A 17,092-nucleotide genomic window follows, 5' to 3' on the forward strand; every position below is an offset into this window, starting at 1 on the left:
GCCGTCGAATACCAGGAGTTTCACATGCCGGCCATCGTGCTCATCGGTGCCCAATGGGGCGATGAAGGCAAGGGCAAGGCCACCGACCTGCTCGGCGACAAGGTCCAGTGGGTCGTGCGATACCAGGGCGGCAACAACGCCGGTCACACCGTCGTGCTCCCCGACGGTCAGGACTTCGCGCTGCACCTCATTCCGTCCGGCATTCTCACGCCCGGCGTCACCAACGTCATCGGCAACGGCGTCGTCATCGACCCCGGTGTGCTGCTCGACGAGCTCGAGGGCTTGGAGGCGCGGGACGTCGACACCAGCAAGCTGCTGGTGTCCGCCGACGCGCACTTGATCATGCCGTACCACGTGGCGATCGATAAGGTCACCGAGCGTTACCTCGGCGCCAAGAAAATCGGCACCACCGGCCGTGGCATCGGGCCGTGCTACCAGGACAAGGTCGCCCGCGTCGGCGTGCGTGTGCAGGACCTGCTCGACGAGAAGATCCTGCGGCAGAAGGTCGAGGCGGCGCTCGAGTACAAGAACCAGGTCCTCGTCAAGGTCTACAACCGCAAGGCGCTCGACCCCGACGAGGTCGCCGACACCGTGCTGGCCCAGGGCGAGAAGTTCGCCCACCGGATCGCCGACACTCGCCTGGAACTGAACAAGGCCCTCGAACGCGGCGAGAACGTCCTGCTGGAGGGCTCGCAGGGCACGCTGCTCGACGTCGACCACGGCACCTACCCGTACGTGACGTCGTCCAACCCGACCTCCGGCGGCGCGAGCGCGGGATCGGGCATCGGCCCCGGCCGCATCACCACCGTGCTCGGCATCCTCAAGGCCTACACCACCCGGGTCGGTTCGGGACCGTTTCCCACCGAGCTGCACGACGAGTCGGGCGAGAACCTCCGCAAGACCGGCGGCGAGTTCGGCGTCACCACGGGCCGCTCGCGGCGCACCGGCTGGTTCGACGCCGTGATCGGGCGCTACTCGGTGCGCGTCAACGGCATCACCGACTACTTCCTCACCAAGCTGGACGTGCTCTCCGGTCTGGAGAAGGTGCCGGTGTGCGTGGCCTACGAGGTGGACGGCTTCCGCACCGAGGACATGCCGATGACGCAGACCGACGTGCACCACGCCGTGCCGATCTACGAGGAACTGCCCGGCTGGTGGGAGGACATCAGCCAGTGCCGCACGTTCGAGGAGCTGCCCGCCAACGCTCGTGCCTACGTCGAGCGGATCGAGGAACTCGTCGGCGCCCGTGTGTCGGCCATCGGGGTCGGCCCCGGCCGCGAGCAGACCATCGTGCGGCACGAGTTCATCTAGCTCGTCGAGGAACCGCCGGCCAGGGGCGGCCTTCGGCAGGTGCTCAGCGTGCTGGGGTGCCGCACTCCGGGCAGCCGTGCGCGGGACGTCCGCGACCCATCGGGCGCGTCTTGACCTGGAGTGCACTCCAGGTGCGACTCTGGATGTCGTGACGTTTCACTCTCCGGGCGAGGTCGTCCGGCTGACCGGCTTCAGCCTCGACACGCTGCGCTACTACGAGAAGATCGGCCTGCTGCACGACGTGGACCGCACGCCCGGCGGCAGGCGGCGTTTCTCCGACGACGACATCAACCTGCTCCGCATGCTGCGGTGCCTGCGCGAGTCGGGCATGCCGATCGCCCAGATGCGCCGCTACGTCGAGTTGCTCCGCGCGGGCGAGGACCGGCGTGAGGAACGGCTCGCGGTCCTGCGCGAGCACGACCGGCGCGTCGAGGAACGCATCGACGAGCTGCGCGGACACCAGCGAATCATCCGGCACAAGATCGAGCATTACGTGCGGGCCGGGGAGCCGGCGCACGCATGAGAACGGGCCACCGCCCTCGGGGACGGTGGCCCGTTTACGCGGCCCGCTCAGCGGCGGGCGAGCTGCTGTGCCCTGGCGGCCTCGACGGCGATGTCCGGGTGGTCGGCGAACACGCCGTCGATCCCGGTGGCCAGGAAGGCCTCGTACTCGGCGAAGATGTCGCCCCACGCGGCGGGATCGTCCGAGGACCGGAAGTCGGCGGGCAGGAACTCGTTCTCCGCGCGGAACGTCCACGCGTGCACGGTGAGCCCGGCGGCGTGGGCGTCGTCGACGACCGTGGTCGGCTCGGTGAGGTAGCCGTTCGCGTCGCGCGGGATCACGCGGTCCTTCTGCGGCCCGAAGCCCTGCGCGTACGTGGCGATCTCCCGCAGGCCCTCGGGCGTCACCAGATCGTCGTAGGTGCGCGGGTCACCGGAGGCGACGAAGTCGTACGGCGCACCGGACGCGTCGACCAGCTGCACCAGCGGCACCCGCAGCTGCGTGCTCAGCTGCTTGAGGTTGGCCACCTCGAACGACTGCACGTACACCTTGGCGTTCGGCCGGTTCAGACCGTTGCGCTCGAGCGTGCGCACCAGCGCGGGCTCCAGCGGACGTCCCTGCTGCTGGAAGTAGGTCGGGTGCTTGGTCTCGGCGTAGATGCCGATCTCGCGGCCCAGCTCCTTCGACAGCCGCTTGGCGAGGTCGATCACCTCCTGCAGCGTCGGGATCTCGAACCGGCCGTCGTAGATGGTGTTGCTCGGGCGCAGGTCCGGGATGCGCTCGACGGCCCGCAGCGTCTTGAGCTCGGCGAGCGTGAAGTCCTCGGCGAACCAGCCCGTGACGGGCTTGCCGTCGACGAGCTTGGTGGTCTTGCGGTCGGCGAACTCGGGCCGCTCGGCGACGTCGGTGGTGCCGCCGATCTCCGGCTCGTGCCGGGCGACGAGCACGCCGTCGGCGGTGCTGACGAGGTCCGGCTCGATGTAGTCGGCACCCATGCGCGCCGCCAGCTCGTAGGCGGCCAGCGTGTGCTCCGGGCGATAGCCGGACGCGCCGCGATGGGCCACGATCACCGGGCCGTCCTCACCCCGGCTCGCCTTCACGGCGGACTCGGGCGCGGCGGTCGCCGTGCTCCCCACGCTGGTGGTGCCGAGCACGGCGAGCGTGCTCAAGGCGATCAGCGTCAGACGCTGTCGAAGTCCTGTGGTCAGTGCCGATGTCTTCATCGGGGTGTCGTCGCCTCTCTGCGCGGAATCGGGGATCGCGGAGTACGCGCCTACGGTCGCGGCCCGGCTCGACGGCGCGGCGACGTCATGGCGGCAGCCAGGAGACATGCCGGTGAACGACACGAGACCGGCGCGGCTACCCTGGGCACCTGTGCGCGTCCTGGTTATCGGCTCCGGAGCCCGTGAGCACGCCCTCGTCCTTGCCGCCTCGCACGACCCGGCGGTGACGGCGCTCGCCTGTGCGCCCGGCAACGCCGGAATCGCCGCGCAGGCCGAGCAGCTCGGGGTCGACCTCACCGACCCGTCGTCCATCGCGAACCTTGCCCAGCAGTGGAAGGCCGACCTCGTGGTCATCGGCCCCGAGGTGCCGCTCGTCGCCGGCGCGGCCGACGCCGTCCGCAAGGCCGGCATCGCGTGCTTCGGTCCGTCGGCCGAGGCCGCCCGGATCGAGGGGTCGAAGGCGTTCGCCAAGGAGCTCATGGCCGCCGCGAACGTGCCGACCGCGCGCAGCGAGGTCGTGGACAACCCCGCGCACCTGGATGCCGCACTCCGCCGCTTCGGCCCGACCTGGGTGGTCAAGGACGACGGCCTGGCCGCGGGCAAGGGTGTGGTGGTGACGCCCGACATCGAGCAGGCGCGCAAACACGGGTTGATGCTGCTCGACGGCGGCCACCCCGTGGTGCTGGAGTCCTATCTGGACGGACCGGAGGCGTCGCTGTTCTGCCTCGTCGACGGCCGGACGGTGGTGCCGTTGCTGCCCGCGCAGGACTTCAAGCGCGTCGGCGACGGCGACACCGGCCCGAACACTGGCGGCATGGGCGCCTACGCCCCGCTGCCGTGGGCACCCGCCGACCTGGTCGGCACGGTGGTGGCGCGCATCGTCCAGCCGGTGGTCGACGAACTCGCAAAGCGCGGCACGCCGTTCTCCGGGCTGCTCTACGCGGGGCTCGCACTGACCAGCGAGGGGCCGCAGGTGATCGAGTTCAACTGCCGCTTCGGCGACCCGGAGACCCAGGCCGTGCTCGCGTTGCTGCGCACGCCGATCGCGAGGTTGCTGTACGCCACGGCGACGGGCACGCTCGCCGAGCAGCCGCCGCTGGAATGGGCCGACGGCTCCGCCGTCACCGTGGTGCTCGCCGCCGACGGCTACCCCGGCAAGCCGCGCACGGGCGACGTCATCACCGGCAGCGAGGCGGAGGGCGTGCTGCACGCAGGCACGCGCAGGCGCGACGACGGTGCCGTGGTGTCCAGTGGTGGCCGGGTGCTGTCGGTGGTCGGTACCGGCGACGACCTGCGGGCGGCGCGCGAGCAGGCCTACGAGCGGGTCGGCAAGGTGCATCTGCCGGGAGCCCACCACCGCACCGATATCGCGCTGCGCGCCGTGCGTGGCGAGATCGCGCTCCCCACTTCCTGACGAAGTCGGCGCAAACCCCGGGAACCGGTCACGGGCCTGCTTCGTCAAAGTTCAGGTCACCGTCACATTCAGGTTGGTAGCCTGCGGTGGGACACCGGCCGACTACCGACCGTAGCAGGGGGTGCGCATGCCGTCCGAGACGAGCGAACCGTTGCCGTCGCCCGCCGTCCATGCGTTGGCGACCATGTGGAGCGTGCCCGAGGTCCCCTCGGCCCGGGACATCGAGATCGCGCCGGACAAGATCCTCGACGTGGCGCGCATCATCGAGGAGCAGGCGGGTGCGCTGCAGGAGAAACTCGCCAAGCATCTCGGTGCCCTGCGTATTCCGCCGCCGTCGGAGGACATCGTGTCCACGCACGCGATCTCGGCGTGGAACGAGGTCGTCGCCGGGGCGGAGGGTTCGTACGAGCGCCGGGTCCGCGAATACGTCAACGGCCTGCGCAGCCTCGCCGAGCAGCTCCGCAAGGCGAGCGACACGTACCAGGTGGCCGACGCCGACAAGGCGGAAACCTTCGGGGACCGGCGTGTCTACGAGGCCTAGCGCGGCCTGGGTGCTCGCGGGCGTCGCGGTGGCCACGCTGGGCGGCTGCACGAGTGTGGAGCCCGGTCAGGCGGCGCAGGCCACGGGTGCGGCTCCCGCGCCGTCGTCCGCGGTGCCCCGGCCCGCGGAACTCTCGCTCGACGGCGTCGACCCGTGCACGTTGTTCACCGACGCCCAGCTCGACGCGCTGCGGGTGAACAGCGAACCCCGCGGATCGGCCGGACGTGACGGCGGTCCGATGTGTTCGCTCGACGTCGACGTTCGCGCGCCGTATTACAGCTACTACGTCGAGGCCGTCGCCGATGCCGACCTGCAGGACTGGGTCGCCGGCGAGCGCCGGAACCCGAGCATGCGGACCGAGCCTGCCGAGGTGGCCGGTTTTCCCGCGCTGCTGCACTACGCGCGGACGTCGAGCCCCGGCGACTGCGAGGTGCTGGTCGGCGTCGCGACGGGGCAGACGCTGCGCACCCAGATGTACCCGACCGATCCGAGCGAGTTCAGCAGGCAGCGGATGTGCGACATGGCCGTCGACGCCGCAGCCGAGGCTGTCACGACCCTGCAGGCGATGCGGAGGTAAGGAACCGACATGGACGCATCCGGCATCTCGGTGCTCGTCGACAAGATCTCCGACCACCGGTTCGACGGCTACACCGACAACATGCTGGCCGACGAGATCGAGCGGTTCCGGTCCGGTCCGGGGATCTCGGGGATCAGCGACGCGGTCAGCGCGCTCAAGGAGGTGGCCTCCGCGCTCGCCGAGACCGAGGAGACCCTGCGCGTCGAGCTGGGCAAGCTCGGCGTCGCGTGGCAGGGCGCGGCGGGTGACCGCGCGGGCAGGGCCGTGGTGCAGCAGGCCGATTTCTCCACCGACGCCCGGGACACGGTGACCGACGCGGCCGAGCGGATCTTCGCGCAGGGCGAGGCGTTCAACCGCACGCTGCACAAGCTTCCCGACGCCCAGGCGCTGCGCGACGGCGCGCGCGGCTACGGCCTGCTCGATTCGATCTCCAGCCTGCTCGGCTTCGAGACCGACAACACCCGCAAGGTGGCCCAGGCCCGCGAGGCGCGGGCGCAGGCCCTCGAAGCGCTGAACGCCTACGCGCGTGACTCGGGCGAGAACCTGTCCGGACTGCGGGAGATCAGCGCGCCGCAGGCGGTGCGGGCGAACACCGGGCCGGTCGTGCCACGGGAGATCGACGCCGGCGGCGGACCGGGTGAGGTGACGACGGCATCCGGCGCGGTGAGGGCGCCGGTCGCTGCCCCCGCCTCCGCTCCCGGCGCGAGCGCACCGACGCCGGCCCCGATGTCGGCACCGGCCACCGGGCCGGCGCCGGTGAGCGCACCGGGGGCGAACGCACCGACTCCCGCCTACGGCACGCCGCTGCCGCAGGCACCCGCATCAGGCGCCGGCGCCGGCGCCGGCAGCGGCCCGGCCCGGCCCGTGGTCCAGCCGACGGCGCCGCAGTCGACGGCGCCGAGCAGCGTGGCGAGTGTGACCGCGGCGGCGGCCGGCTTCGTGGGCGCGGCACGGCACACCCAGCAGCAGTCGAGCGGCGGCGCGCCGGGCACGAGTGGCGTGAGCGGCGCACCTGCGACGCCGGGTGGTCCCGGGGCGCCGGGCACGACCGGTGTGCCCGGCGCCGTGGCTCCCGGGACCCCGGGGGTGCCCGGCACGAGCGAGCAGGCACCCGGCAACGCCGTCGGCAGCAAGCAGCCGGTCGCTCCCGGCAAACCCGGTGGAGCGGCGAGCGCGCCTGGTGCCGGGTCACCGGGTGCGCCTGGTGCCGGGGCGACGGGTGCGCCCGGCACGGTCGGCGGCACGGCGGGCGCTCCGCCTGCGGCCGGGCTCGTCGGCAAACCGGCCACACAGGGCGGCGCGAACACCGAACAACCGCTGGCCAAGGGCAAGTCGTTCGGCAGTGCGCCGGTGACGGGCTCGCCGCAGGGAGCGGCCGGCGGCACCGGGTTCGCGGGCTCGCCCCGTGGCGGCGGCTCGGTCAACGACATCGGTGCCGGGATGGCGGCACTCGGCGCGGGCGGCATCGCGGGCGCGCTGGCCGGCGACAACGAGCGCAAAGGCCGCGGCGTCGGCCGCAGCGCGCCGAGCGCGCCCAGGTCGCCGCACGAGCTCGCCATCGGCGACCTCCCGGAGGAGCAGGCCAAGGTGCAGCGCAACGCCGACCGGCTCAACCCGCGGTCGGAGCGCGGGCGCGGCAGTTATCTGGAGAAGGCGGCGCCGCAGGAGGGCGCCGACGACACCACCCATGTGCGCCGGTACGGCGTCGACGACCAGGACCTGTTCGCCGACCAGCGCATGGTCTCGCCCGACGTCCTCGGCGACGATCCGGACGGGCGCCGGTGACGTCCACAGGCGGCAGCGTGGTGTTGTCCACGCTGGAGTTCGACATGCTCTGGGAGGCCGAGCGCCTGCCGGAGCGACACGCGGCACTCGACGTGGCGAGCCCGGGTGTCACCCACAGCGAGCGCGCGGTGCTGGTCGAGCGGGCGTGGGAGTCGCTGGCCGCCCGCAAACTCGCCAAGGGGCGGCAGGCGACGCCCGACCTGGTGGACATGCTGAACCTGTTCGTGCGTCCGAAGGTCGGCATCGACGTCTGGGTGTGGGCGGACCGGCAGATCTCCGGGCTCGCCGTGAGCACGGGCAGCCAGGCGCTGCTCGGAGTCGTGGACGGCGACGAGGTGTGGCTGATCCCCGCGAGGGACACGGCACTGCCCGAGGCGGCGGTGTCGGTGGCCGGGGAGCTGGCGCCCGGCGCGGGCCGGTCGGTGAGCGTGCCGCACGACGTACTCGTCGCCGCGGACGCCGAGGCCGGCGGCGACACGAGGACGCTCGTCACCGCGCTGGAGGACCGTGGCGTGGAGCTGTGGCAGGCGCAGGAGCTGGCCGGAATGCTCGCGGGTGCGGTGTCGCGTGGCCAGTTCGGCGTGCAGTGCTACGGCCGCGACGGCCGGACCCGGCGGGCGCAGCGCGTGATCGCCTTCTACGACACCCGCGCGGGCCGCTACCTGTTCCAGGTAGCGCCGGGCAACGACGGCAGGCCATGGGCCACGGTCGCGCCGTCGGACAACACGCTGCTCGCCCAACGGGTGTGGGAACTCCTCGAAGAGGTGTGACGCGGCGCACGTACGCGCGAAGGAAACCGGCGCGCCGTAAAGTTGTCGCGGAACCGCCGAGGGCAGGCGATGCGTCGAACCGGCGGACAGGATCGGGTGCGTGAAGGGGGCTGCACAACCGTGCCGGTATACGACGTCGACTCGATGAACATCACGGCCGGAAAGGTCGACAAGATCGCCGAGGAATTCCTCGCCGCCAAGGAAAAGCTCACAGGCGTGCAGGGGGAAAGCCCGTTCGGTGAGGTCGAGGACCCCGAGAACCCGGACAAGGCGGCGGAGACGGTCGGCTCGTTCACCGCCGGCATGCAGAACGAGTTCGACAAGGCCGCCGGGCTGGTCGCGGCCGCGAGCACGGCACTGCGTGACGCCGTGCGTGCCATGGGCGAGGCCGACAACCAGGCCGCCGAGAACCTCACCCTTCGGGAGGCCTGATGGCCGGCGCGGGAATCCCGGCCGAATGGTCCGATGTGGAGGCCAAGGCCGCCAGGGTCGAGAAGGTCAACCCGGGTGAGATCAACGAGGTCGCGCGCCAGTTCGACGAGGCGTCGCGCAAGGCGGGCGACCACACGGCCGCGCTGAGCAACGCCGCGGCCCCGCTGCAGGACGGCGGAGTGTGGGACGGGCCTGCCGCCGACCGGTTCTTCGACTACGTCGGCCGGATCGCGAAAGCAGGCAACCAGGTCAAGGACAAGCTCGACGAGGTCGCGCGCGAACTGACCACCTTGCAGGAGACGCTGGCCAACCTGAAGCGGGAGATCCAGTCCACGAAGGACGATGCCCGCCGGGCCATCGACCAACGCAACAATCAAGCGGAATCCGACGCGCAGGCGGCCCGCACGGCCATGAGCCAGTACGAGAACGGTGGCCGGGACACGCCCCCGTCCCCGACCGCCGAGCAGATCATCCAGCAGGCGGGCCAGGACAACAGCCGCACGGCGGTCGAGGCCGCTCGCCGCATCGACGACCTGCTCCGCCAGTCCAACGAGGCGATCCGGCGCGCCCAGCAGCTGATGAAGACCGAGGTCGACGGCGGCTTCTCGAGTGTCCCGCCGCCGGGCGGCGGTCAGTCGCAGATGCAGGACACCGGGGGCATCAGCGGCGGCGGTTCCGGTGGCGGCGGCGGTTCCGGTGCCGGTGGCGGTGGGTCCTCCGGCGGCGGGGTCGCAGGCATGGGCCCGAGCGGCGGCCCGCCGTCGAGCGGTCCCCCGCCGGGCAACGTGGAGCAGTGGATCCGCGAGGCGATCAAGATCCTGCAGGCCAACGGCATTCCGGTGACCGAAGAGAACATCGACGAGATCTGGACCATCATCGAGAAGGAGTCCGGAGGCGATCCGCACGCCATCAACCTCTGGGACTCCAACGCGGCCAAGGGAACGCCGTCGAAGGGTCTGATGCAGTGCATCGACCCGACGTTCGACGCGTACAAACTGCCCGGCCACGACGACATCTACAACCCGGTGGACAACATCATCGCCGGCGTCCGGTACACCTTCGACCGCTACGGCGGTTTCGAGGGTCACCCGGGTCTGGCGTCGATGGCCGCGGGCGGTGGCTACCAGGGCTACTGACGCCTGATCGGCGGCCGCCGCCGATCATGAAAGCGCCTTCATCGCGGACTCAGCCGAGGTTCACGGTGCCCCAGCATCGTTGAACCCATGAGCGAATCGCGGTGGTCCCCGAGCGAGGCCGGACTCGAGCAGCTGTGGGCCGCCGCCGTCGAGGCGGCGGGCGGCACGGCGCGCGGCATGCGCACCACGTACCTCGACGTGCAGCGCACGGGCACCACCGTCGCCGCCGAAGTCGAGGTCGAGTGGCCGGACGGACGGCACACCACCGAGACGTTCGGCGCCGGCACGTCGAAACGCGCCCGCGCGGCGCTGCGGATGTCGGACGGCGTGCACGAGATCGGCGTCTGGCGCTTCCCGTACGACCCGGCGCTGCCCGGCCTGCCCGCGGCACACGACCCGCGGCGCATGCGCGCGCTGGTCACCCGGCTCGGGCTGGCTGCCGACGACGTGCGGCTCGCCGTGCGGACCTACCGGCCCCTGCGGCGCGCCGTCGTCGAGGTCCGGACAGCGCGGGCGAGCGTGTTCGTGAAGGTGCTGCGCCCGGACCACGTCGAGGCCCTGCACCGGCTGCACCGCGCCGCCGCCGGCAGCCGCGTGCCGGAAAGCCTCGGCTGGACCGACGACGGCCTGCTCGTGCTCGCCGGTCTGCGCGGCCGGTCGCTGCGCCGGATCCTGCTCTCCGGTGACCCGAGTGAGCTCGACCCGGCCGAGCTCGTGGAGATGCTGCGGACCCTGCCCCCGGCCTTCGCCGAGCACGCGGTTCGGCGCGGCTGGGCCGAGCGGGCCCGGCACTACGCCGACGTGGTGGCGGCTGTGGTCCCCGAAGCGGGGCCTGCCGCGCACGCGATCGCCGATGCGGCCCTGCCATCGGCCGAACCGCGGGTGCCCGTACACGGCGACTTCTACGAGACCCAGCTGCTGGTGAGCGGGAGCTCGTTCACCGGCCTGCTCGACATCGACACGGCGGGAGCGGGCGACCGCTACGACGACCCCGCCTGCCTGCTCGGCCATCTGGCCGTGCTGGCGCGGGTCCGGCCCGACCGGGCCGCCGTGATCGACCGGTTCGCGTCCCGCTGCCTGCGTGAGTTCGACCGGCACTGGGACCCCTACCTCCTGCGAACCCGGGTCGCGGCGGTGGTGCTGTCACTGGCCACCGGCGCGCACCGCGTGCAGGCCCCCGGCTGGCGCGAGGTGCTCGGGCAACGGCTCGAGCTCGCCGAGCGCTGGTGCCGCGGCGAAGAGCTCGTCGCGGCGTGACAACACACGAAACAGAAAGGATCCCCACCATGGCTTCGAAGAACAGGCGTCCGTGGTTCGTCGTCGCGACCGCCGCGGCGGGTGTCGGCGGTGTCATCGCCATCGCGGGCACGGCCTCGGCCGACGACGTGTCGCTCAACGACGGCAAGGCTGCCGCGCAGGTCCAGCAGGCCGACCACGGGCAGCAGGCCGACGCCGACTCGGCGGCCTCGGCCGACTCGCCAACCGACCGGGACGACGTGCACACCGCCAACACGCCGGACGACTCGCCAACCGACCGGGACGACGTCCACACCGCCGATTCCCCGGCCGACCGGGACGACGATCGGGACGACGTGAGCACCGTGAGCACCGCGAACACGCCGGACAGCGCCGACAGCCCGGAGTGAACCAGCGGTAAACTCCGGCCCTTCCTGGGGTAAAGGGGCACCGACATGACGAGCGTCGGAAACAACGAGGTTCTCGACTACCGGACCGCCACCCCGGTGCGGGTCCGCACGGTCTGGTGGGTACTCCTCGGCGTCTCCGTGGCGCTGAACGTCGCGAGCATGGCGGTGCCCGCGCTGATCCACCATCCCCTCACCAACAACCGCGGCGAGATCCAGATGTACCTGGACGTCTTCGTGGAGGGGAACCTGCCAACGTGGTGGAGTGTCGGCCTGCTGGTGATCGCCACGCTGTTGTTCGCCCTCACCGGGGTGGTCGCCCGTGCCGCCGGAGCGCGGGCGGAGGCGTGGGGATGGTGGTGCGGCGCGGTGCTGCTGGGCTTGTTGTCGCTGGACGACCACACCCAGCTCCACGAACGACTCGACCGCATCGGGCGGAAGCTGGTGACCTTCGACGACGGGTTCCCGTTCTACTGGCTGCTGCCCGGTGTGGTCGCGGGGGCCGTGGTGGCGGCCGGGCTGCTGTTGCTCGCCAAGCGGCTCCGCGGCCGCACCCGGTGGCTGGTCGTCGCGGGTGGCGCGCTGCTGCTGTGGTGCGCGCTCGGCATGGAGCTGGTGCAGGGCCTGCTCATCGCCGAGGGGGAGAGCGGCCCGCTCTACGTCCTCACCTACCACGCCGAGGAGCTCGGCGAGAACGTCGGCGTGCTGCTGTTGATCGCCGCCGCCGCGCTGGCGCTTTCGCTGCGGCGTACCGAACACGGGTTCACCGTCGGCTACCGCGTCGGCTGACCGTCGCGTCCACGGTGGACACGGTGGACACGGTGGACACGGCTGACGCCGGCCGTACGATGAACCCCGTGCCAGTCGCTCGCCTGAGCCCCCGGGAGGACCAGAACCGGCGGCTGCTGCGGGCCAGGGACGCGATGGACCGGGACTTCTCCCACCCGCTGGACGTGCCCGCGCTCGCCCGGATCGCCTTGATGTCGCCCAGCCACTTCACGCGGTCGTTCCGGGAGACGTTCGGCGAGACGCCGCACCGGTACCTGCAGCGGCGCCGGATCGAACGCGCGATGGCGCTGCTGCGCGCGTCCTCGATGACCGTCACCGACGTGGCGCGGCGGACGGGCTTCGAGAGCCTCGGCACCTTCAGCCGCACCTTCCGGGCCGTCGTCGGGGTCTCGCCGACCGAGTACCGAGCGGGTTCGCGACCGGTTGGTGTCCCGGTGTGTTTCGTGAAGGCATGGACCAGGCCGAGTCGTTTCGGATAAGCCTTCGCGGTGTCGCGGTGGGTAGCGTTCCCCGCATGTTCACGCGCATCAGCATCCACTCCGTCACTGTGCTCGACCAGCAGGAAGCCCTCGACTTCTACGTCGGCAAGCTGGGCTTCGAGGTGGTCTCCGACGTCGACATGGGCTTCATGCGATGGCTCACCATCGCCCTGCCGTCCGACCCGGACCGGCAGATCCTGCTGGAGGTACCGGGGCCGCCCGTGCACAGCGAGGAGGTCGCCGCGCAGGTGCGGGACCTGCTCACCAAGGGCGCACTCGGAGTCGCCGCGATCCTCAACACCGACGACTGCCAGAAGACGTATGAGACCCTCAGCGCCCGCGGCGTCGAGTTCACCGAGGTACCCACCCGGCAGCCCTACGGCATCGACTGTGCCCTGCGCGACCCGTTCGGCAACCACATCCGGATCACCCAGCCCGTGACCGGGCCCGTGGAGATCACCGACGCCGACATCGCCCGCTGGCAGGCCGGCTCCGACGCCTGACGCCCACGCTCCACGCCGCCGGACCGGGGCCCTCGCGGGCCGCCAGTACTCTGCAGGACATGGCCGAGTTCGCTTCCTTCCCCGGTCCGGCGCAGCGGGCCGACATCCCTCCGTTCCACGTCATGGAGGTGCTGTCGGCGGCGCAGGCCCGCCAGCGCAGCCACGGTGACGTGGTCTTCCTGTGCGCGGGCCAGCCCACCGCCGGCGCCCCGCAGCCCGTGCTGGCCGCGGCGGAGAAGGCCCTGCGCGACGGCGACCTCGGCTACACGGTGCAGCTCGGCATCCCGGAGTTGCGCGAGGCGATCGCCGAGCACTACCGGCGCACCTACTCGCTCGACGTCGGCGCCCAGGACGTCATCGTCACCACCGGCTCGTCCGGCGGCTTCCTGCTGTCGTTCCTGGCGGCGTTCGAAGCGGGTGACCGGGTCGCGATGGCCCGCCCCGGCTACCCGGCCTACCGCAACCTGCTCGCCGCGCTCGGCTGCGAGGTGGTGGAGTTCGCGACCGACGAGAGCACCCGCTTCCAGCCGACCACGGACCTGCTCGACGAGCTCGGGCCCATCAAGGGGCTCGTCGTGGCCAGCCCGAGCAACCCGACGGGCACCGTTCTCCCGCCCGGCGAGCTGGCCGCCATCGCGGGCTGGTGCTCCGCGCGGGGCGTGCAGCTCATCAGCGACGAGATCTACCACGGGATCTCCTACGAGGCCGAGGTCGGCTGCGCATGGCAGACGTCCACCGAGTCACTCGTGCTCGGCTCGTTCTCCAAGTACTTCGCCATGACGGGCTGGCGGCTCGGCTGGATGCTGGTGCCCCAGCGGCTGCACCGCGCCGTGGACGTACTCACCGGCAACTTCAACATCTGCCCGCCCGCGCTCGCCCAGCACGCCGCCGTCGCCGCCTTCAGCCCCGACTCCTACGCCGAGCTGGACGGCCACGTTGCGCACTACCGGTCCAACCGCGACCTGTTGCTCAAGGGGCTGCGGGAGATCGGGTTCGAGCGGGTCGCTCCGGTGGACGGCGCGTTCTACGCCTACGTCGACGTCTCCGAGCACACCGACGACAGCCTCAGCTGGTGCCAGCGGCTGCTCGCCGACACCGGCGTGGCCATCACCCCGGGCATCGATTTCGACCCCGTCGAGGGCGGCCGCTTCGTCCGGTTCTCGTTCGCGGGATCCGAACACGACGTGGCCGAGGGAGTCCGGCGGCTCGGCGCCTGGCTGTAGGCCCGCCGCCCGCGTGTCCGGGGGAACCCCGAGTTTTCCCTGAACGTTGACCCGGCGTAGAGCCATCCGGCGCCGTCCCATGCCAACCTGGAATCGACCGGACGGCTACTCGAGTGCGGAGGATGGTCATGTTCTGGAAGATCGTCGGGGCGCTGCTTCTGCTGTGGGTCGCCTTCATGGTGCTCGGTTCCGTCATCGGCTTCCTGGTGGAGGCAGTGTTCTGGGTGGCACTCATCGCCGGCGCCGCGTTCCTCGGCACCGCCGCGTACGGAGCCATCAAGGGCAACCGCGACAAGAAGCAGCTTCGCTCCTGAGCCCGGCGCGCCGCCGATGTCGATCGTCATCGGGGTGCTGTCGCTGTTGCTGACCGCGGCGTTCCTCGCCGCGGGCGGCGCGCGGATCGCCGGTGCGGAACCGCTGCGGTCCTACGCGGGGCACCTCGGCGTTCCGCCGCGGGTCAACCTGGCCATCGGCGCCGTGGAACTCGCCGCGGCGGCGGGCCTCATCGTGGGCTTCTGGTTCCGCCCGGCCGCGCTGGCCGCGTCGATCGGTCTGGTGGTGATGATGGTGGGCACCGTGCACCGGCACGTCCGGGCCGCCGACCCGCCGTCCGTCGCGGCGCCGGCGACGTCGCTGGGAGTACTGGCCGTCGCCAACGCGGTCCTGCTCGCCCTGGCGTGACCGCCTTCGAACAGCGCTCGGCCCCGTGCAGCCCGATCGGGTGCACGGGGCCGAGTGGTTTTCCGCCGACCTAGCCGAGCGTCGAGCCCGGAACCTGCCCGGCGGGCGCGGACAGCGAGGACACCGCCGAGTTCGGCTCGGACGGCATCGAGCCGGGCAACTCCGCGCCCGCCAACGTGGCGAGCAACAGGGTGGCAATCAGGCCCAGCGCGGCGGCGATGCCACCGAGCAAAGGCAGGACGACACGCTTGACGCGCGACGAGGTGCGTGCGGCATTCGCGGACTGGACAGGCATGGCTGCGACTCCGGTGTCGATCAGTGGACACGTTTCGCTTCGTTTTCGCCGGAGCCCCGCGCGGTGTTAGCGTCCGCGCGCGGATTGCGACCAACGGCCTCACGCCCAAGGTCCTAAGTCCCGCGAAACCTGTCTAGAGCACCTGTTTCGCCGTCGAGACGCCGTGCCAGACCTCCGCGCGCAGCCCCGCCGCGCGGGCGCCTTCCACGTTCACCGGCCGGTCGTCGAAGAACAGGCAGTCCTGCGGCCGGGCGCCGAGCCGTTCGCAGAGCAGCTGGAAGATCGCCGCGTCCGGCTTGGCCATCCGCACGTCGCCGGAGAACAGCAGTTGCCGGAAGTGGCGCGTCCACGGTTGCCGCTCGGCGTGCCGCGCGAACGACACCGGCGCGTTGGACAGCAGCGCCAGCCGGGCGCCCGCCTCGGCCAGTGACTCCAGCAGTGCCACCGCGTCCGGGTCGACCTCCGACCAGCCGTGCACGTCGAGGTCGGTGAGTTCCCGGGCCAGCGGCTCGTCCACGTCGACGTCCACCGTGTCGCCCACCGCCTGCCAGTAGGCCAGATCGCCCGCACCCCGGTCGTAGGCGTCGCGGTGGGCCCAGTAGGCGGGCTCGAACGCCGACGCCGACACCCCGAGCCGGTCGGCCAGCCGCGGCAACGCGGTCGTGCGCGAGCAGAGCACCTCGCCGTAGTCGAACACCACCCAGTGGTCCGTCATCGGCCCCCCTCTTTGATCCGTCGCAATGCCTCGTCCACGTCGTCGGCGGAGACGTTCCGGTGCAGCACGAAGCGCACCTTCCCCGCCATTGGCAGCGCCAGGATTCCGATGCCGCGCAGCTGCTCCAGCGCCAGCTGCACGTCGGGGACGTCGGCCAGCACGATGTTGGTCTGCGGCTCGCTGACGTCCCAGCCGAGTTCGGCCAGCCCGGTCGCCAGCGTCTTGGCGTTCGCGTGGTCGGTCGCCAGCTCGCCCACGCGGTCGAGGGCGAGCAGGCACGCCGCCGCCAGCACCCCGCCTTGCCGGACACCGCCGCCGAGCATCTGCCGCATGCGCCTCGCCTGCTCGATGAACTCCGCGCTCCCGGCGAGCACCGAGCCGACCGGGGCACCCAGGCCCTTGCTGAAACACGCCGACACCGAATCCACCCCCACGGTCAGCGCGGCAGGCGGCAGGTCGAGTGCGGCGGCGGCGTTCCACAGCCGGGCGCCGTCGAGGTGGACCTTCAGGCCCACGTCCCGGGCGGCGGCCACGAGTTGCGCGTGCTCGTCCGGAGGTGTGATCGCGCCGCCGGCGGCGTTGTGCGTGTTCTCCAGGCAGAGCAGGGTCGTGCGGAGCGTGTAGTACGGGCCTTCGCGGGTGCCCGCCGCCGTGCGGACCGTGCGCGGCGACGGTCTGCCCGGGCCGCCGTCGTGTTCCAGCGGGTCGGGCATGCCGCCGGCCAGCCACGCCGCGGAACCGAGCTCGTTGGTCAGCACGTGCGCGTTGCGGGGAGCGAGGAACCGGTCGCCGCGCCGCAGGTGCAGGGAGAGGGCGATGAGGTTCGCCATCGTCCCGCTCGGCGTCCAGAGCGCGGCCTCCATCCCCAGCGTGCTTGCCGTGCGTCGTTCGAGCTCACCGATGGTCGGGTCGGTGTCGATGACGTTGTCGCCGACCTCCGCCGCGGCCATCGCCGAACGCATCGCGCCGTCCGGGGTGGTGATCGTGTCCGAGCGGAAGTCGATCGGTCGGGAAACTGCGAAGGTCACGGTTCGATCACATCACATCGCGTACCGCTACGGGAACAAGGCCCT

The 17,092-nt window shown here is 71.7% G+C and carries 21 protein-coding genes; 17 read left to right on the forward strand and 4 right to left on the reverse strand.

Going from position 1 to position 17,092, the window contains the following annotated elements:
* Nucleotides 1-24: 24 nt before the first annotated feature.
* Nucleotides 25-1,311 (forward strand): adenylosuccinate synthase, encoded by a 1,287-nt coding sequence (locus ACFSZT_RS04870; RefSeq protein WP_377396121.1) that lies wholly within the window; start codon nt 25-27, stop codon nt 1,309-1,311.
* Between the two features lie 148 nt (nt 1,312-1,459).
* Entirely contained in the window at nt 1,460-1,834 is a 375-nt protein-coding gene (locus ACFSZT_RS04875) for a MerR family transcriptional regulator (RefSeq protein WP_377396124.1), read from the forward strand.
* A gap of 47 nt (nt 1,835-1,881) precedes the next feature.
* On the opposite strand, the gene ACFSZT_RS04880 is transcribed toward ACFSZT_RS04875, so the two are convergent.
* Nucleotides 1,882-3,036: a glycerophosphodiester phosphodiesterase gene (locus ACFSZT_RS04880; RefSeq protein WP_377396127.1), complete on the reverse strand. Its 1,155-nt coding sequence runs from the start codon at nt 3,034-3,036 to the stop codon at nt 1,882-1,884.
* Nucleotides 3,037-3,187: 151 nt separating this feature from the next.
* Between ACFSZT_RS04880 and purD the strand changes: the two genes are divergently transcribed.
* From purD to ACFSZT_RS04955, 15 genes are all read left to right on the forward strand, one after another.
* Complete coding sequence (purD, locus tag ACFSZT_RS04885; protein ID WP_377396129.1) at nt 3,188-4,450, forward strand: phosphoribosylamine--glycine ligase; 1,263 nt, start codon at nt 3,188-3,190, stop codon at nt 4,448-4,450.
* Between the two features lie 127 nt (nt 4,451-4,577).
* Nucleotides 4,578-4,991 (forward strand): hypothetical protein, encoded by a 414-nt coding sequence (locus tag ACFSZT_RS04890; protein ID WP_377396132.1) that lies wholly within the window; start codon nt 4,578-4,580, stop codon nt 4,989-4,991.
* On the forward strand, nt 4,975-5,568 hold the full coding sequence (locus ACFSZT_RS04895; RefSeq protein ID WP_377396135.1) for a DUF3558 domain-containing protein: 594 nt from the start codon (nt 4,975-4,977) through the stop codon (nt 5,566-5,568). The genes ACFSZT_RS04890 and ACFSZT_RS04895 overlap by 17 nt, the downstream gene beginning before the upstream one ends.
* A gap of 9 nt (nt 5,569-5,577) precedes the next feature.
* The gene (locus tag ACFSZT_RS04900) at nt 5,578-7,353 is read left to right on the forward strand and encodes a PPE domain-containing protein (RefSeq protein WP_377478168.1); all 1,776 of its coding nucleotides are present in this window, start codon (nt 5,578-5,580) and stop codon (nt 7,351-7,353) included.
* The gene (locus ACFSZT_RS04905) at nt 7,350-8,123 is read left to right on the forward strand and encodes an ESX secretion-associated protein EspG (RefSeq protein ID WP_377396141.1); all 774 of its coding nucleotides are present in this window, start codon (nt 7,350-7,352) and stop codon (nt 8,121-8,123) included. The genes ACFSZT_RS04900 and ACFSZT_RS04905 overlap by 4 nt, the downstream gene beginning before the upstream one ends.
* A 120-nt stretch (nt 8,124-8,243) precedes the next feature.
* Nucleotides 8,244-8,555, forward strand: coding sequence for a hypothetical protein (locus tag ACFSZT_RS04910; RefSeq protein WP_377396144.1), 312 nt, complete (start codon nt 8,244-8,246; stop codon nt 8,553-8,555).
* Nucleotides 8,555-9,691 carry a transglycosylase SLT domain-containing protein gene (locus ACFSZT_RS04915; protein WP_377396147.1) on the forward strand — a complete coding sequence of 379 codons (1,137 nt, stop codon included), beginning with the start codon at nt 8,555-8,557 and terminating at the stop codon, nt 9,689-9,691. The genes ACFSZT_RS04910 and ACFSZT_RS04915 overlap by 1 nt, the downstream gene beginning before the upstream one ends.
* Nucleotides 9,692-9,778: 87 nt before the next feature.
* The gene (locus ACFSZT_RS04920) at nt 9,779-10,948 is read left to right on the forward strand and encodes a phosphotransferase (RefSeq protein WP_377396150.1); all 1,170 of its coding nucleotides are present in this window, start codon (nt 9,779-9,781) and stop codon (nt 10,946-10,948) included.
* Nucleotides 10,949-10,977: 29 nt separating this feature from the next.
* Nucleotides 10,978-11,337: a hypothetical protein gene (locus ACFSZT_RS04925; protein WP_377396153.1), complete on the forward strand. Its 360-nt coding sequence runs from the start codon at nt 10,978-10,980 to the stop codon at nt 11,335-11,337.
* A gap of 45 nt (nt 11,338-11,382) precedes the next feature.
* A complete protein-coding gene (locus ACFSZT_RS04930; RefSeq protein ID WP_377396157.1) occupies nt 11,383-12,123 on the forward strand; it encodes a hypothetical protein in 741 nt (246 codons plus the stop codon).
* Between the two features lie 134 nt (nt 12,124-12,257).
* Complete coding sequence (locus tag ACFSZT_RS04935; RefSeq protein WP_377396354.1) at nt 12,258-12,602, forward strand: helix-turn-helix domain-containing protein; 345 nt, start codon at nt 12,258-12,260, stop codon at nt 12,600-12,602.
* Nucleotides 12,603-12,637: 35 nt separating this feature from the next.
* Entirely contained in the window at nt 12,638-13,105 is a 468-nt protein-coding gene (locus ACFSZT_RS04940; protein WP_377396160.1) for a VOC family protein, read from the forward strand.
* 59 nt (nt 13,106-13,164) lie between these two features.
* Complete coding sequence (locus ACFSZT_RS04945; protein ID WP_377396163.1) at nt 13,165-14,328, forward strand: pyridoxal phosphate-dependent aminotransferase; 1,164 nt, start codon at nt 13,165-13,167, stop codon at nt 14,326-14,328.
* 128 nt (nt 14,329-14,456) lie between these two features.
* A complete protein-coding gene (locus tag ACFSZT_RS04950; protein WP_377396166.1) occupies nt 14,457-14,642 on the forward strand; it encodes a hypothetical protein in 186 nt (61 codons plus the stop codon).
* Nucleotides 14,643-14,658: 16 nt separating this feature from the next.
* Nucleotides 14,659-15,009: a DoxX family protein gene (locus tag ACFSZT_RS04955; RefSeq protein WP_377396169.1), complete on the forward strand. Its 351-nt coding sequence runs from the start codon at nt 14,659-14,661 to the stop codon at nt 15,007-15,009.
* 70 nt (nt 15,010-15,079) lie between these two features.
* Here the strand turns inward: ACFSZT_RS04955 and ACFSZT_RS04960 are convergent, their stop codons facing one another.
* The 3 genes from ACFSZT_RS04960 to ACFSZT_RS04970 form a co-directional block, all read right to left on the reverse strand.
* A complete protein-coding gene (locus tag ACFSZT_RS04960; RefSeq protein WP_377396172.1) occupies nt 15,080-15,304 on the reverse strand; it encodes a hypothetical protein in 225 nt (74 codons plus the stop codon).
* 133 nt (nt 15,305-15,437) lie between these two features.
* Complete coding sequence (locus ACFSZT_RS04965; RefSeq protein WP_377396175.1) at nt 15,438-16,019, reverse strand: HAD family hydrolase; 582 nt, start codon at nt 16,017-16,019, stop codon at nt 15,438-15,440.
* Nucleotides 16,016-17,047 carry a threonine aldolase family protein gene (locus ACFSZT_RS04970; protein WP_377396178.1) on the reverse strand — a complete coding sequence of 344 codons (1,032 nt, stop codon included), beginning with the start codon at nt 17,045-17,047 and terminating at the stop codon, nt 16,016-16,018. The genes ACFSZT_RS04965 and ACFSZT_RS04970 overlap by 4 nt, the downstream gene beginning before the upstream one ends.
* Between the last annotated feature and the right edge of the window lie 45 nt (nt 17,048-17,092).

The organism is Prauserella oleivorans (assembly GCF_042685745.1).
Taxonomy (GTDB): Bacteria; Actinomycetota; Actinomycetes; order Mycobacteriales; family Pseudonocardiaceae; genus Prauserella_A; species Prauserella_A oleivorans.